Here is a 14,941-nt window from a genome sequence, read left to right as displayed (position 1 = left end):
GTGGGGATCTTTTCGTTAGGACGCCGGCAGAGACCATGTCCTGTTAAATTCGTCCGCCCCGGCGTCATTGTTCGGCTTTGCAGTGACGCTCAAGGTCGTGAAATTGTCGTTGATGACCGGGTTGTAGATCCAACGATAGAAGAACTGGAATTCCAGCTGCAATTCTAGGAAGTAGGACTCGCCTTCCTTCTCGAAGATGCGGCGCCGGCGAATGCCGTTGATGGATTCGAACCTTGCATTCACATCGGTGCCGAAACCGACAAAAGTCGGATCTGTTAGCAGCGTGTTCTCGATAGCATCGATGTCGGCATCTATGATGCCATCTGTAACAGATGGATCGTCGAATCCGCGCGACACCGCAACAATGATTGTCGCTGTGACACCGAATTTAGGAGGACCTGCGTTTGCATCACCGTCAGGATCGAGGCGCTCGTCGGCAATGAAGATTGAAAGCGCCGGTAGGTCATCGACTGATAGCGTCGGCGTGCCTTGCTTGCGGATCGTCGTATAGCCAGGCAGGCTCTCAAGGCGACTGTAGATCGCCTCTCTGATGGCCGTGGTATGGCTGGTCATCTGATTTCTTTCAGCTTCAGCTCGGCGCCGCCCTGCCCATCCGGAAAGGCCGCATCAACCTTGTACGACTTACCGTTGAATGTGATCTTATCGCCCTCACGAGGCGGTACAGAAAAGTCGCTCAATCGAATGCCGAGGGTGACATTCGTGGAAGCCATCTCCGATCCATCCGCCAGCATAACCGTTGCGACGGAGCGATCATAAATGCCCTCAGCAGAGTATGGCTGTGCGCTCGGCTGGGATTTGAGAGGCGTGACCAATACGGTCACGCCGAAAGCCGCCATGCATGGCGACAAAACCAGGTTGTCAAAATCCATGGCGGCCTGGATGCTTAGCTTGCAGTGCCGGTGTACAGGACTTCCGGACGCGTGCAGATATACAGCGGGTAGCTGTAGATCTCGAACTTCGTCCAAGCGTTCCTGTCGCGATCTGGGATCGTCAGAGCGTACTGCTCCTGGCCGAAAGTGTTGATCCACGGATCGAATTCTGCCGGGCCGTAGGCAACCTGGAACAGGTCGCGCACGCCCACCGGGAAGAAGACAGCCGCATTGTCAGCAACCGCCACGGTCGACTTGTCGTCGGTGCCACGATAGTTGTGGAAGTAGATGCCACCGAAATAGAAGGCATCGAATACGGATGCCTGCTGCGCGCGCAGACCTTCAGCCGCCTGCCAGTTCTTGTAGGTGAGCTCGACGGACGGGTGCTTGACCAGAGCGTCAAAGAACGCATCGCCAACGAGTGCATGAACGGTCGTGCTAGTGGTGAAGCCACCCTTCGCAGCGCGAGCCATACCGCGGGCGACCTTCTTGCAGAGGTCGTTCACGTTGATCGTGGCGTCGGAGAACGCGAAAGCCACAGGCGTGTTCGGGGAAATTCCCCACTCGGCGAACCAGTCGATGAGAACGCTACCATCCGAATCCAGCCACTTGCCCTGAAGGGCGCCGAGGCGTGCAAATTCGGCGGTCAGGTCGAAGTCATCCTTCAGGCGAGACAGGCGGCGGGCCGCTTCGGCCTGAACCTGCATAAGCTCGGTTTCCGTACCGAACTGGCGAATGCCGCTCAGTTGCTCGGCATAAAGCGTGAATGCCTTTGCCCAGCGCTTGGTGCTGTAGTTGCGGATATCGCGCTTGTCGTCCTGAAGCTGCGTTGGCGGAGCGCCGATCTGCGACGTCGGAATCAGCTGCATGAAGCCGTCGCGCTTTTCGATTGCGATGCTTCGGGTATTGGTCGGAACTGGCTCGAAAATATTGAGCTCGTTCAGGAACTGCGGCTTGTAGGGGATTTTCTCAAGTGCAGTGGTCAGCGATACGGTGCTAAATGCATCGCTGTTAAAGATGTCCATGCTTGCCATTAGGTCAAATATTCCTTTAGCGGACGGAAATGCCGAGCGCGGCCAGTTGTGCGTTCTGGGTGGCGACCTCTGTCGGAGTGTCGATCGACGCGTCGCGCGTGAGGTGCTTGCCATTCACTTCGCAGGTGCGCGTGAATGCGGTCACCGGATGATCGGCGCTGGTGGCATCAACGCGGAAACCAACAATACCGGCGGCGATCTGTGAGCCGTCCGTGGCCGCCGGAACCGAGGGAATGTATTTGCCCGAGGCGGTGATCTTTCCGACGACGGTGCCGGGCTGGACAATGCCGGCGCCCGAAGCGATCGTGATGACGTCGCGCGAGATATAGCCAGGCGCTTCGGTGACCAGGAACTCAAGGCTCCATGGCTGCTGAGTAAAAACGGTCATGTCTGAAATTCCTTAACGCTTCAGCTTTGCGACAGCGGCATCCCAGCCCTTCGCAACATCTTCGGCCTTGGTTCGAACGATGGCGCCTCGTGCATTGCTGACGCGGCCTTCATTTTCGGCTCTGGCCTTCAGAAGCTTGCGGCGGATATCCGCCAGCGGGACAGCCTTCGAAAGGAAGCCGGCTGTCATGTCTTCGCGACCAGCGAGGGCGCACAGGTCGGCGACTCGGCGGGCGTAGGTCAGACCATTGACCGACGCTTTAGCCTTGCGGCTGGTCGGCGTGTCGTCGTCTTCCTTGTCGTCGTCGCCATCGGCGTCGGCCTTCATGTCGTCATCCTCATCGGAATCGGCCTTCAGGTCGTCGTCATCGTCTGCGCTGAGATCATTGTCGCCGTCCGCGCGCGCCTTGCGTGCTTTGCGTGCCTTCTTGGCGTCGGACGGCTTGGCGTCGTTTTCGTCACCGTCTTCGGCGTAGCCATCATCCTCAGCCTTTGCGAGGATGGCAGCCAGCGAATCCAGCTTTGCGGACAGAGCAGCAATAGCCGCTTCGGTCTTGTTCATTTTTGGCGTCACAGCCATAGCAATTCCTTTATGCAGGACAGACTCAACTGCCGCGCGTAAATGTTTGGGAACGAGTTTCAGGTTGATCGACGCTTGCGATGGGTCGATGACCTCGTCGCATAGGCCGAATTCAACTGCTTCCTGGGCGCTCAGAAGGCGATTCTCTTTCATTAGAGCGAGAACATCTTCCTCGGATTGCCCGGTTTTCTTGGCGTATGCCTCAACGTAGCGATCGGTCAGCCTTTGCAGATCTTCCGAAGCAATCCTGAGTTCATCAGCCGTCCCGCCCGCACCACCGCTGTACGGCTCATGGATCAACATGAAGCCATTGCTGGCAATCTCGATGCGGTCAGCTGCCATCGCGATAAGCGTGGCAGCGCTTGCAGCCAGGCCCTCGATGCGGGCCGTGATCTGCGCCGGTGACATTGCGAGGATCGTGAAGATTGCCTCGGCGGTGAACACGTCACCGCCGGGTGAGTTGATCCTGACAAGCACTTCGGCCGGGTTTCCGAGCGCCTTGAATTCAGCGTCAAACCATTGAGCCGTGATACCTTCGCCGGTCTCGTCGGCGCCAATGCCGCTGAATAGGCAGATCTCAGCAGGTGCCGGCCCTAAGGCCAGCACTCTCTTATTTCTGATCATCTGATAGCCTGCCCTTCGAGGTTCTCTTCATTGGATTCGGCCTGATCGGGATCGGCGTCATCTGCCGGTGGCGTCTTGGACAATGACTGTCCAAGCGGGCTATCGGTCAAAAGGATTCCAAGATCACTGATCCGGGCCTGGTCGGCTGCGATGCGGCGGTCGGTTTCCTCGGGGTCGAATCCGAGTTCTTCGATAACGTCACTGCGAGACTTGAACCCGTTATCAACCAGCAGCTTTTCCGCCTGACCGTCCTTCAGTGGGTCGATCCAGTCGAAACGCGGCGGTATCCATTTGACCTTGAGGTACTTCCGCCTATTTTGCAGAAGGTCGGGTATGTCAGCTTCGCCGCTGATCACGGCATCCGTCAGCCACCGCGCCCAAACCGGGCGGCACATCTGAAATACCATGCAGCTATGTTGAAGCTGCGCGAGCCGGTTTCTGAACTCGACAAGGGACTGACGCGACGAGGAGTAATTCGCCTTGGCGTTGTCGCCGGTAGCCGACATATACGGAACGCCCATGCCAGACGAGGCGGCAAGCAAGTTTCGATACTGGAAAGGCTCATACGAATTGCCAGCCTCGGTAGGCTCGCTGAACTTAATCTCTTCGCCGGGTAGCAGGCTCTGGATGGTTCCAGGCTCCAATACCGGGAACGGTCCTGGCTCTCCGTTCTGGACAAGGTCGGTGTCTTCATCAAACATGTCGGCCGGCGCGGCGCTTGTAATAAATCCTGCATACATTGCGGCAAGCTTTTTGCGCTCAAGCTCCGCGTCGTCATATTGATCGACGGTGAATAACTTGACGATCGACGGGGTGATCCACGGAACACCACGCATCTGCCCCGGTCGAAGCGGCCGGTAGATGTGCAAGACTTCGTCTGCAGGCACCCTGACATAGGTCAGTGGGTGGACGCGGTAATAGGGGTCGCCGGGATATACCGAATAGAACCAATAAGCGATGCGGCGGTCGTTGCCATCAAGCTCGATGCCATTGATGATCTGGTTGCCATCATCAGCCATATGATTCTTGTTGTAGGCAAGCATTTCGCTTTCCAGCAACTGCAACTGCAACGGCACACCCGGCATGTTATTGCTACCGGATCGAAAACGAATGAAGCACTCTCCGGCCTCGAACAACGCTCGAGCGACAAGCGCCTGCAGGCCGTAGAAATCAGTCTGCCCGGTAAAGTCCGCCTGGTCTGTCCATTCACGCCAAAGCACCTGTAGCTCGTCTTTGACGGCTGCGTCACCCAACAGCAGTGACGGCTTAATTCCAGTCCCTACGAGATTGGCGACAAATGATTCTGCGGCCGACGCCACATATGGGTTGTTCCGCAACAGATCGCGGGATCGTGCCCGCAATTGCTCCCCGTCCGCGGACACGAGCTGCGTCATGCTGGCGCGCGTAGGCTGCCAAGTTGACAAGCGACGGCGCATTTGCGCGCCCTCGAAACCCATTCCGGTGTAGTATGCCTTGGCCGACTTCGGCTTTCGGCCGAAGCCAAGCGATTTCAAAAGAGAAAATGCCAAAGGTTCACCCCTCAAAGGTTCTTGAAGGTGATGGGGCGGAACTGGCGCTTGATCTTCACGCCGTTCAGGTCGGCCTCGATCAGCGCCTTGAGTTCAAGCATTTGCTGCAGATCTCGATACTGCACCGATTTGCCCTGGTAGCTGACGCTCGTCGCGCCAGCCGCTATCGCGGCGCAAAGCGCCGTGTATTGGGCCTGTGTGTATGTGGACATCGAAGATCCTAGAGAAAGCTCGAACGGCTGATGCGCCGAACTGGGCCGCGCCTTGGCGGCGCTTGCGCTACTGGTCTTGCGGCTGGTACCGGCACGGGGAGTGGCGGCGCTGCAACAGGAACGGAAACAGGAATATTGTCGTTCGCCGGTGCGTCTGCATGCGGCGGCGTCTGTTCTTCTGGTTCGTCGGCCGCCGGCTGCTCGGCCTTCGGACGCCGCACGATATCAAGGCGGGTGCGCAGAGATTTCAGAGCAGCGTAGGCATAGACAAACGTGTCCAGCGCCTCGTTGCGCTTGCCGGCGCCGCAGACCCACACTCGGTACGGTCGCCCGTCCCTGTATCGCGTCACGGCCTGCTCTGCGGTCAGCTGAAAGAAGTAATCAGCGTCGACAGCCTCAGCCTGCGGAAAGTGGATGTAGCCAGGCGCAGGCTTGGTAATACGCAGCCGGCCGTAGACCGCATCCTTTGCGGTATCGACCCCGACAAGAAACACATTCTCGTTGGTCTTGGTCTTTGAGGCGCGCGGCGGCCAAACAGGCTTTGCACCCGCCATACCCTTGATGGGCCAGACGCGACGCGCCTTACGGCTCTTGCAGAACGCAAGTACCATCGCGGCATGATGGCCGCCGGTGTCGATGGCAACGGAATGCACACGCAGAGAGCGGCCGCTTTCCGTGGTCAATGGCGTCAGAAGATACTCGTCCAGTCGGCGCCATGTGTCTTGCTGCGACGGATCGCCTGGAATCACGAGGTAGTCGGCAACCCATGCCTCCTCCCCCGCTCCCCACCCGATAGTCTGAACCTCAAGGCGGTCGCCCTGAACGTCAACGCCGGCAGTGGCAACGCGAACGTTGTCCGGCAGCATATCCCTATCGTAGGTCTCGATGCGCGAAAGCAACGGCCCTGCCGAAACGCTCTCGCCGCGCTCTTCCCACGTCTCCCCGAGGACGGTATTCGTCCAGACCTTCAGAAGCTCTGGGTGATCCTTGGCCTCAAGGAATTCGACGACGATATCTTCCAGCCTCACCCAAGGTGACAACAAGCCGGGAATATGAAACCCAGCAATGCCCTTGAACTCGGCCGTCGCACGCCACTCGCCAAGCCGTATGGCGGCCCAGCGTTGCGCGTCGCTCCAAAGAGATCCGCAGTCCTCGCAGACATAATGCGCCGTTTCCGGCTTATGCCCCTCATGCGAGTTCCAGTGAACCTGCGACCACTTGAGATACTGGCCCACGCCGCACTCTGGGCAAGGGACAAAGTAGCGTCGCTGATCGCTGTTCTGAAACTCGCGATCGATGACGCTTGCCCCCTTAATTGTAGGGGTAGACCCGACGAGCGTCTTCCGGTTCCAGAAGGTCAATTGGCGCTTCTGCGCCAGTTTCAGCGGGTCACCTTCGTCGCCGGCGGAGACCGGATAACGGTCGACCTCGTCGGCGAGGACAATGCGGATTGGCCGTGAAGCAAGACTTGCCGGGGAATTAGCACCAACAATGGTGACCTGTCCGCCCGGGAACGACTTGTGCAGCATGGTATTGCCGCTGTCGCGCGACTTGCTGTCTGACACCTTGGCGGTCAATGCCGGCGTGTCACGAACCATTGGCGCCAAGCGGTCCTTGGACCACGCCTGCGCCATATCGAGCGTTGGCTGCATGATCAGGACCGTGGAAGGATCTTGATCGATATAGTAGCCAATGGTGTTGTTCAGAATCTCGGTGTAGCCTACCTGGCTGCCCTTCGAGATAACGACCTTCGTCACCTCTGGGTCGGCCATGGCATCCATAATGCCGCGCTGGTATTCAGCGCGAGCCGTTAGCCACCTTCCTGGCTCGGCCGATGCTTCCGGACTTAGGCGTCTTTCCTTGTCGGCCCACTCGCTTATGGTCAGTTCCGGCGGAGGCGTCAGCACCTTCCAGCAACTCTTCTGAATCGCTTGGTGGGCTGAATGTCCAGTCTCGGAGGCGTGTCCCTGCGAGTTCTTCAAGAGCGTTGTGGACTTCATTCTTCACCACGTCGCGAACAACGACTGTTGATGTCTCCCCCACCACCAGTGGCGCGACTTTCGATGGAATGGTCAGTATCTTTGACCTGACGCGAGCGAATGCCGACGTGACGGCCGAAACCATTTCGGATAGCGGCGCGAGTTCGCCGCGCGTCACGGCGTTCTGAAGCTCAAGCCTGTCGGCTGCTTCTTTGTCCTTGCGGGCTCGCTCTTGTTCGCCGTCAATCTTGCCGGGTGGCACAGCCTGTGCGGCTTCTCGGCCGGCGGCGACTTCGCGAATATGGCGAATGTATTCCAGCCGCACCACGTCGAGATCGTAGGAGCCGCGCGACGATTTCGTGATAATGTTGCGCGCGACCAGATCGGCCGCGGTACGGGTGTTCACGTCGATGTGCTCTGCAACTTCTGCAATGGTCGCCACCGGCTCAGCCCTCGAAATCTTCGGGAGCCGAACATGATGGCCCCCCTCCTATAAAAAACCTGCACCTAGAAAGACTACGCGATGGCGCGATCAGTGAGAAACTATTGAAATCTAAGTACCTTCGGCTTTTTTATGCATAGGTGATGATATGAGATATGCAATGAATGCATTGATAGGCGATCACGAGCCATGCGACTAGCGCATAGATGACTTCATCGTGTTCAGCATCACGGACGTTCCAAGACGGCGCAATTGCGCTTCCATGCTGACACGGAAGTCGTGCCTGAATGGCACGTCGGCTTTGATCGTAACGCTCGGCTTGAGAACGAACATGCGCTTGATGCCGCGTCCTGCGCCTCCCCACGAACCGCCAGCCTTACTGACCTTGCCTTTTGATTTGCCACGCTTGTAGACGTAGATCGGATACTTCTTGCCGTATGGCTTGAAGATCGCGCCGTTGCGCTCGAATGCGCCTCGCAATTCGGCAGGTCTCTGTGACTTGGCAATGCCGGTTGCACCAATGCGCTGGCCTGCAATAGGCACGGCGACGCGATGGTGTTCGGTGCGCTTGATGCCACCGTCAGCGTGAAGCTTGAGGTTGCCGCGCCCTTTGGCGCGAGCATCAGTGATTTTGACGGTGAGGTTTGAGCGGCTGGAGTTCTCGACCCCAAGAGCGAATGAAATGAAGCCATTGTTTCGCTGGGTCATATGCTGTGGCCACGTCTGGGCTATCAGCGTGCGGCGCGTTTCGTGGGCCGCTTGGTTCAGCGTCTTGCTGATTGCGAAAGACATCTGCCTTGGCGATGCCTCAAAACGTCTGGCGGCCTTCTCGAAGGCGGACGTGTCAAAATTGACGAGAGCCACCATCGAAAAAGCCGCCGTGAAGAATTAGAGCAAACGCTAAGCTGCATCACGAAGATTGTCGTTTGTGTTGGCAGGTCGAAATGCACCAAAATATTGAATTTCGGCATTTGATCTCGCTGCCTTGGCATCGGCAATTCTGTCATGCAGGCCTAGAAAGTGGCGCCTTCCTCGAACCGATATCTGAGCTTTCCACTTTTTGTGCTCAGAGCTCCAATATACACCCGGAACTCCAGATGAATTGATGCTGGATATCGACTTATTGAATGCATTCTCAGCAACTGTTGCAGAGCGGAGATTGGCGATCCTGTTGTCATCACGAACACGATTGATGTGATCAATCTGCGGCGGAGCGACTTCTCCGTAATAGATCATCCAAGCAATTCTATGCTCTGCGTAAGAGCGATCACGATATCTTATTTTTCGATACCCAGAGTGGGTATCGATGCAGCCAGCACGATCGCCAGCATACACAGACTTGCCATTGTCAACTCTCCAGACAATGACACCTGAAGCTGGGTCATAAGCAAACAAGCGTCGAGCTGTTTCGATATTCATGCTGCTCTACCCTGCCAAATTGGAGCCGCCACCAGGATTTGAACCCGAACCAACCGGATACAAACCGGACACGCTACCGTTACGCCATGGCGGCTTAGAATTGGTCTAGGTGGCAGGGTTCGAACCTGCGACCTCGTGATCCCAAATCACGCGCGCTACCAGTCTGCGCTACACCCAGTAATCGTTAGAGCGCCTTTGCCAGCGCCACGACTTCTTCCCACGCATGCAGGTCGATGCCGAGCTTGTCATAGACGGACTTGATCTTGGAAGCCGCACTGGCGAACTCGTCGACAACGGCCTTGATGTCGGCTTCAGCGCCGGCGACAACACCAACAGCCTGAGCTGCTGCGGCTTCAACGTTGGTTGCGACTGCGGCAACCTGAGCGGCGACGTCGGTCATCTCGGATTTTCCTTTCGTGAACAGGCTTTTCAGCCAAGCGATAAGTTTGGACATTGTGATTTCCTTACGGACTTCCAGAAAACCGAAAGCGGCAGCGAGGTTACCGGTTTATCTATCCGGACCATCAGCTGCCGCAGGGATCGCCAGTCGCAGAGGAGAAAGCGCCAGGCAATAGGATGAGGCCGACCCAGAGATCAACGCGAGTGTGAACGTCCGCGGACCGATGGCGCCTCAAATACAAAGGGCCGCCAAGCGGCAGCCCATGTCTTCACTATGATACGTCACATCGTGGCGCGTTTGGGCACATCGTCCGCAATTTTGTTGTCGTTTGCCGCCGTGAGCATCCTCGCCGCCTCGACAAGCGCCGCTTTACCAGCCCGATCTGCATAATCTTCACTATAGCCAAGCCGCGTGCCGATCGATTTGAGCGTACCGCGGGCGGCAACCTCCTCGATTACTGCGGCTGCTTCTCCCTGCCGAACCTCTGGAGCTTCCCAAGCCTGGGCACCCCCAGAAGTATTGCCCTTGAAATTCGAGACACCACCGATGAATCCGGCCCCCACGGCGATTGCGTCTTTACATCTGGTTGCGGGAAAAGGCAGTTGGTCGAACGGAACGCTTCCGTCGACGCCAAGACTTTGTAGTAGTCGACGGGCTTCGGTGACGCCCGGAAGCGGATCAAGCATCGGCAACAGAGCGGGACGGTTCGTCATATTTCTCGGCAGCGGCATGGTTTCCAATGGTGACCTCGTTGTCGGTTTTGTTTTCAGATAGCGATCGGGATTTCTCGTCGGAGTTTTGTCGGCAGTTGCTGGTGACACTCGATCGACGGGACGGAGTCTGTGGCCCTTTTTGGTTACCCCCCATTCAACAAGTTCGCCGCGGCGAAATTTGAGCGAACCGAGGGTGATGCGCTCGCCCGTCTTCTCGTCCCGTTGAATTATCAAGTTTGCATCCGCTGAGGCTTTCAACAGCTCACCGACCGTTGGGCGAATCTCTTGGCGGTTCTCGACGATCTCCACCGACCAATCGCTCTTTGATTTCGGCATTGCTTCGGCCACAGCCAACGCCAGGGTTGGATGATTGTCGAAAAGCCACCGTAGCGCCGGCAGCGTACCGCGATAGCGGGGCTGTGGCTGCTTTGCTGGTTTGTTGTCGTTGGCGGCGGCCGGCGGAGCGGGATCGGCGGAAAGCGCCTCGACGAACGATTTGAATTTTACCTTCACCTGGAAATCTTCCTCCTGGGCCGTTTGGCTGATCGGTTGTCATTAGCTGGCACGAGTGATCCGAAATCCGTCATCGTCGGTCGTCGTGCTGCGGCGTCGTTGAGTTTCTCGAATGCCGCTCGCTGATCACGCGGCAGGATGAAATCGTGGTTCATCTCGGGCGCTGCTCCGGGGCCGGGAAATGGTCCGCCGATGTTCTGCACTTTGGTACGAAATGCCAAACTCACCTCCATATTTTAAAACCCACGATGGGGAATGTTGTTAAAAACCATTCCCCCTTTAGGGGGCAGCGAATGGAAACCCGGAAATCTCAATGTTTTCAATTGCTTGCACCATTTCCATTTTTTCCGGAAACGCCGGAAATGGAAACGCTAACATATTGAAAACAAACCACTTTCCGTTTCCACGTTTCCGGAAATCTCCGGGATTCCGACATTAGCGGAAATGCATATTCATGACCGCACACTGCCTTTCCGGAAGTTGCCAAGGCCGATCGCAAACTGCCCGCCAGGCACGTCCAGCCACTTTGCTGTAGTGCCGGATGCCAGACAAAGCACGAGCTCGCCCCGCTCGATGGCGGTCGCGGCCAAGCCTTCGAGGCGGTGACGCGAAACCCCGCGAAGCTCCTCCGGCAGGCGCTCCCTCATCGCGTACAAACCAGTGGCCCCAGTCTTCGTGAACGGCTGACCTGACGTGGCCGCCCCTTCGACAGCAATAACGAGGGCAGCAAGCAAATCGCCTTGCGCAGGTAGTGCCGCACCGATGTTCGAGGTGCGATCGACCAGAAGACCAAACTCATTACGCACCAGAGTGCTTACAAGCCGCTTCGCTGGACCGTTTGTTTTGACGATTCCGCCGAGCACAATCTTATTCGCAATGTACTCTTGGCCGATCTCCTTACAGACCCTTTTCGCCCTCGCCTCGTCGGCCGGCCACATCGCATATGCCAGTCGAACACCATCGACCAGCGCAGAGGTGCCGCGAATCGCATCTCGAGCATCTCCAAGGTTCTCAATTGGTTTCTGAGTTTTTCGCATGTGATGTGCGACTAAGACAGTCGCGCCTGTCTCGCTGGCGAGACGGCTGAGAGATGTGCATACGAACTGACCGGCCGCAGGATCCTCATTCAACGGCAAGTGCGCGAAGCTTGCGAGGGGATCAAATGTCACCAACCGGAGATCTGTTATCGAGGACAGCTCGTCGCAGATCCTGAGATAGTCATCCGTCTCGATAAGACCCTTCTTGCGATCCTCGCGCCAGAAAGCTCTAGCTCCGCCGGCGGATGGAAGTGGAACAACAATCATCTTCCGTCCGGCCGCCCCATCGCGCTCGGCCTTTGCGTCCAGCGCAGCGATGCGCCGATGAACTTCACCCGCGTCGTCCTCACTCGTGATCATCACAGAGGTGCCGGTGGCATTCACTCTACCGCCGAACACGTCGGGCGCTAACAAACCCTGGCCGAATGCCACACGACGATGGAGCTCGAGCATTGCGAACGACTTGCCAGTGTCTCCCATGGCGGAGACCATTCCAGGCACGCCTAGCGGAATGACCCCATCAACGAGATATTCTATAGGGGGCGGATCCCCAACAAAACGGCTTGCTGGCCAATCGAAGATAGAGAACGGCTTAGGTTCCGCTGGGACCGGCTTGTTATCGTTCGCGGGCTCCGCTTCAGCTGCGCCTTTTGCAGCTTGCTTGCGGAGGCTGTTTTCGACGAGCCGCTTTATCATAGCGGGATCCAGCGGACGCGTGTTGTCCTGGTAAAAATCAGGCTCCGGCGGCTGTCGCGGATTTTGAATGCCGGCCTTCAGACCGTTTTCGATCGTCTTGCAGCACCGCGCCCAGTCCCTGCCCCATCCGCGCGCGACGTCCTGCAGCAAAGCACGCGCCTCAGATTCAGGCAGGTGACCGCCGCCGACCCACCGCCCGAGCGAGAATGAGGCGTCGTTCAGGGCGTTGTTGCGATTGCCCATCGGCACAGCGGAAAGGTCGCGAAGCTCCTGGTCGACTGCTGCGTCGACATAGGCGCTGTTCGTGTTGACCGACGCGGTATAGCCGGTGTGCGCCGGCGCGGATTTCGGCAACAGCAGGTCCAATAGCCACGGTGGCGCGTCCGCGATCTCGCGTGTGTCGTCGACCCATTTATAGGATCGGCCATCATGCATGACGCTGCCCGGGCCGATGACATAGCCACCCTCACCGCGGATATCGACGCCGGCGCCAAGCGCGCCACGATTACGAACTCCCTCGGCGTGCTTGAAATACACATGCATGCCGCCATTCGGGCTTGTGACGCGCGCCGTTTGTGGCAGCTGACCATGCTCGGCTTCCATTTCGGCAAGCCACTCGAATCCGTTCGCGCCGCCCGGCTTGTTATCTACATCTAATACGAAAAAGCCAGATTTCGAACCGGTGGCTACCCCGATCAATGCTTTCTGGTACCTCGCCCACGTCCGCTCTATCAGAGGAGCGTTTATGGTCGCGCCGCGGAAGCCAGTCGGTAGAAGCGGTGTCTTCTCGGCGCGTGTCTCGATCTCGCCAGTCGCCTGGTCGACGAATTCCTCTGTTGCGGATCTGCACGGAAAAATATACGCGCCTCGCGCCAGGTGCTCGCGAGCAACGTCGATGGGAGTATCAGGCTGGAGCGATATGGCGGCGTTTTGCATGGGCGGTCACGAGCTCCGAATATTGCTGAATGGCGGCGGCGGTTATGGCGTCGGCAAGCGGGCGCGCGAATGTCACCGAACGGCGACCGCCGAGTGCGGTTGGGGCGTAGGTCAAGAAGCGTCCATCAGGCGCGTTCAGCAATCGCATCCCGCAGATACGGACATCGTCGGTTATTTGGAGATCGAACTCGGCAACAAGCTTCATTGATCCGCCGCCGGAGCCCGATGACAGCTTAAGGTTTTGAACCTTCATCACTGCTTCAGCGCCAGTTCAAGCGGTCCGAAGTCGGATGGGCTGGCGCCGCGGTTGCGTGCAGCGAAATATCTGCCCTCTAGCTCGCGCGTGCTTCGAACCGTCGCGCGGATGCCGCATGCTAAGGCGAGGGCACGAAAGCGATCCGACGCGCGAGTACCATCGACCGAGAGACGGAACTCGAATACCCGCGCAATCTTAGGCTTGCTGCCGTCTGCCGGGTCGACAAAGACGTTGAGCCGAAAAATGCTCGCTTCCTCTTTATGATGATCAATCGCCCAGATCTTCCAGCCAGTCCAGCAGCCGTCCAACGTGCCGTCAGGCAGGGCAATATTGAGCGGCCATTCGGCCGCATCGTTGATGTCTTGCGAGTGCAATTATCCTCCTCTCGCCGGCGCTGGGCCGGTCATAATGACAATGTTGATGAATTCATTCTGATCAGGCGGCCTTCTGCGATAGCCTTGCCCGCGCCGCTATCTTGCTCTCGATCCATTGAATAACTTCAGCTCGAACAAAAGCCATGCGCCGCTCCCCCAGATCTGCGGCGGCTGGAAAGCGGCCTTCAGACCGAAGGCGATTAATCATGGTTCGGCTCAGCGATGTCAGTTTGCAAACATCGTTAAGGCTGATCAATATCGGAACATTGTCATTCGCGTGTTTCATCCGGCACCTCGCGTTGACTATATTTACAAATTTGTTAAAATGGTTGCCCATGTGGCAGTTGTCACTAAAGCCGCGATATTCATAGTTCATTTCCACAAATTTGTCAAGATGGTAAAATGGCAGCACTCAAAAGAACTAGACTCACCCAAATGCTCCTGAACGAACAAAACAGGAGAGGCATGACTGAGAGCGAGCTGGGTGCAAAATATGGCTTTTCACAGCAAGCGTTTTCGAGTTGGAAGGCCGGCGTGGTGCCGCGACCTAAGATGTATGCGGGATTGGCCGAGTTTCTTCGGATCTCGGTCGACCAAATGTCTGAGCTCGCAGATGAGGCCAAGGCCAGCACCGGCAGTACCAAACTTCCAGATCTTGGCGCACCCCTCATGGGTAGGGGTTCGAACGATTCTATCGTGATCGAACAGTTCACAATTGGGTTTGCGGCACCCAACATTTCGAATTGCTACGCGATCCGTGTCGACGGTCATCACCTTTGGATTGATCCACGGATTACACCTGTTCCGGGAAATACCGTGCTGATCAGAACGAAAATGCGCGGCGCTTTGGCGACATGGCCCGTTCCGTTGCAAGAGGATCAAGAGGTCCACGTCGTTACGCTAGCGGAGCTAGCCTGAGC

General features: G+C 57.4%; 18 protein-coding genes and 2 tRNA genes. 1 reads left to right on the top strand and 19 read right to left on the bottom strand.

Features of this window, described 5'->3' with window-relative positions; translation table 11 throughout:
• Nucleotides 1–15: 15 nt before the first annotated feature.
• From AB8B29_RS06070 to AB8B29_RS05980, 19 genes are all read right to left on the bottom strand, one after another.
• Nucleotides 16–573, bottom strand: coding sequence for a hypothetical protein (locus AB8B29_RS06070; protein WP_271025291.1), 558 nt, complete (start codon nt 571–573; stop codon nt 16–18).
• Nucleotides 570–890 carry a head-tail joining protein gene (locus AB8B29_RS06065; RefSeq protein ID WP_439006237.1) on the bottom strand — a complete coding sequence of 107 codons (321 nt, stop codon included), beginning with the start codon at nt 888–890 and terminating at the stop codon, nt 570–572. Before AB8B29_RS06065 ends, AB8B29_RS06070 begins: the two co-directional genes overlap by 4 nt.
• A gap of 14 nt (nt 891–904) precedes the next feature.
• Nucleotides 905–1,924: a major capsid protein gene (locus tag AB8B29_RS06060; protein ID WP_439006235.1), complete on the bottom strand. Its 1,020-nt coding sequence runs from the start codon at nt 1,922–1,924 to the stop codon at nt 905–907.
• A 16-nt stretch (nt 1,925–1,940) separates the two neighbouring features.
• The gene (locus AB8B29_RS06055) at nt 1,941–2,312 is read right to left on the bottom strand and encodes a head decoration protein (protein ID WP_271025295.1); all 372 of its coding nucleotides are present in this window, start codon (nt 2,310–2,312) and stop codon (nt 1,941–1,943) included.
• 12 nt (nt 2,313–2,324) lie between these two features.
• Nucleotides 2,325–3,515 (bottom strand): head maturation protease, ClpP-related, encoded by a 1,191-nt coding sequence (locus AB8B29_RS06050; protein WP_439006234.1) that lies wholly within the window; start codon nt 3,513–3,515, stop codon nt 2,325–2,327.
• Entirely contained in the window at nt 3,512–5,044 is a 1,533-nt protein-coding gene (locus AB8B29_RS06045) for a phage portal protein (protein ID WP_439006233.1), read from the bottom strand. Before AB8B29_RS06045 ends, AB8B29_RS06050 begins: the two co-directional genes overlap by 4 nt.
• An 11-nt stretch (nt 5,045–5,055) precedes the next feature.
• Complete coding sequence (locus AB8B29_RS06040) at nt 5,056–5,256, bottom strand: phage head-tail joining protein (protein WP_155294929.1); 201 nt, start codon at nt 5,254–5,256, stop codon at nt 5,056–5,058.
• A gap of 8 nt (nt 5,257–5,264) precedes the next feature.
• On the bottom strand, nt 5,265–7,037 hold the full coding sequence (locus tag AB8B29_RS06035) for a phage terminase large subunit family protein (RefSeq protein ID WP_439006232.1): 1,773 nt from the start codon (nt 7,035–7,037) through the stop codon (nt 5,265–5,267).
• 16 nt (nt 7,038–7,053) lie between these two features.
• Nucleotides 7,054–7,677 (bottom strand): hypothetical protein, encoded by a 624-nt coding sequence (locus tag AB8B29_RS06030; protein WP_439006230.1) that lies wholly within the window; start codon nt 7,675–7,677, stop codon nt 7,054–7,056.
• 195 nt (nt 7,678–7,872) lie between these two features.
• Nucleotides 7,873–8,544, bottom strand: a complete 672-nt coding sequence (locus AB8B29_RS06025) for a hypothetical protein (RefSeq protein WP_439006229.1) — start codon at nt 8,542–8,544, stop codon at nt 7,873–7,875.
• A gap of 33 nt (nt 8,545–8,577) precedes the next feature.
• Nucleotides 8,578–9,096, bottom strand: coding sequence for an HNH endonuclease (locus AB8B29_RS06020; protein ID WP_439006228.1), 519 nt, complete (start codon nt 9,094–9,096; stop codon nt 8,578–8,580).
• Between the two features lie 20 nt (nt 9,097–9,116).
• Nucleotides 9,117–9,190: transfer RNA gene (locus AB8B29_RS06015), tRNA-Thr, on the bottom strand.
• A gap of 7 nt (nt 9,191–9,197) precedes the next feature.
• Nucleotides 9,198–9,274: transfer RNA gene (locus tag AB8B29_RS06010), tRNA-Pro, on the bottom strand.
• Between the two features lie 6 nt (nt 9,275–9,280).
• The gene (locus AB8B29_RS06005; protein ID WP_439006226.1) at nt 9,281–9,550 is read right to left on the bottom strand and encodes a hypothetical protein; all 270 of its coding nucleotides are present in this window, start codon (nt 9,548–9,550) and stop codon (nt 9,281–9,283) included.
• Nucleotides 9,551–9,777: 227 nt separating this feature from the next.
• Nucleotides 9,778–10,722 (bottom strand): hypothetical protein, encoded by a 945-nt coding sequence (locus tag AB8B29_RS06000; RefSeq protein ID WP_439006225.1) that lies wholly within the window; start codon nt 10,720–10,722, stop codon nt 9,778–9,780.
• A gap of 452 nt (nt 10,723–11,174) precedes the next feature.
• Nucleotides 11,175–13,391 carry a bifunctional DNA primase/polymerase gene (locus AB8B29_RS05995; RefSeq protein ID WP_439006224.1) on the bottom strand — a complete coding sequence of 739 codons (2,217 nt, stop codon included), beginning with the start codon at nt 13,389–13,391 and terminating at the stop codon, nt 11,175–11,177.
• Nucleotides 13,360–13,596, bottom strand: a complete 237-nt coding sequence (locus AB8B29_RS05990) for a hypothetical protein (RefSeq protein WP_439006223.1) — start codon at nt 13,594–13,596, stop codon at nt 13,360–13,362. The genes AB8B29_RS05995 and AB8B29_RS05990 overlap by 32 nt, the downstream gene beginning before the upstream one ends.
• 47 nt (nt 13,597–13,643) lie before the next feature.
• Complete coding sequence (locus AB8B29_RS05985; protein ID WP_439006222.1) at nt 13,644–14,021, bottom strand: hypothetical protein; 378 nt, start codon at nt 14,019–14,021, stop codon at nt 13,644–13,646.
• A 61-nt stretch (nt 14,022–14,082) separates the two neighbouring features.
• Entirely contained in the window at nt 14,083–14,307 is a 225-nt protein-coding gene (locus AB8B29_RS05980; protein WP_439006221.1) for a helix-turn-helix transcriptional regulator, read from the bottom strand.
• Nucleotides 14,308–14,486: 179 nt separating this feature from the next.
• Between AB8B29_RS05980 and AB8B29_RS05975 the strand changes: the two genes are divergently transcribed.
• Nucleotides 14,487–14,939 (top strand): helix-turn-helix domain-containing protein, encoded by a 453-nt coding sequence (locus AB8B29_RS05975; protein WP_439006220.1) that lies wholly within the window; start codon nt 14,487–14,489, stop codon nt 14,937–14,939.
• The last annotated feature ends 2 nt before the right edge of the window (nt 14,940–14,941 follow it).

The organism is Rhizobium sp. 11_C7_N12_5 (assembly GCF_051811145.1).
GTDB lineage: Bacteria > Pseudomonadota > Alphaproteobacteria > Rhizobiales > Rhizobiaceae > Rhizobium > Rhizobium lusitanum.
Note: the sequence above shows the minus strand (reverse complement) of the source record. Positions and strands in the feature narration are given on the sequence as shown.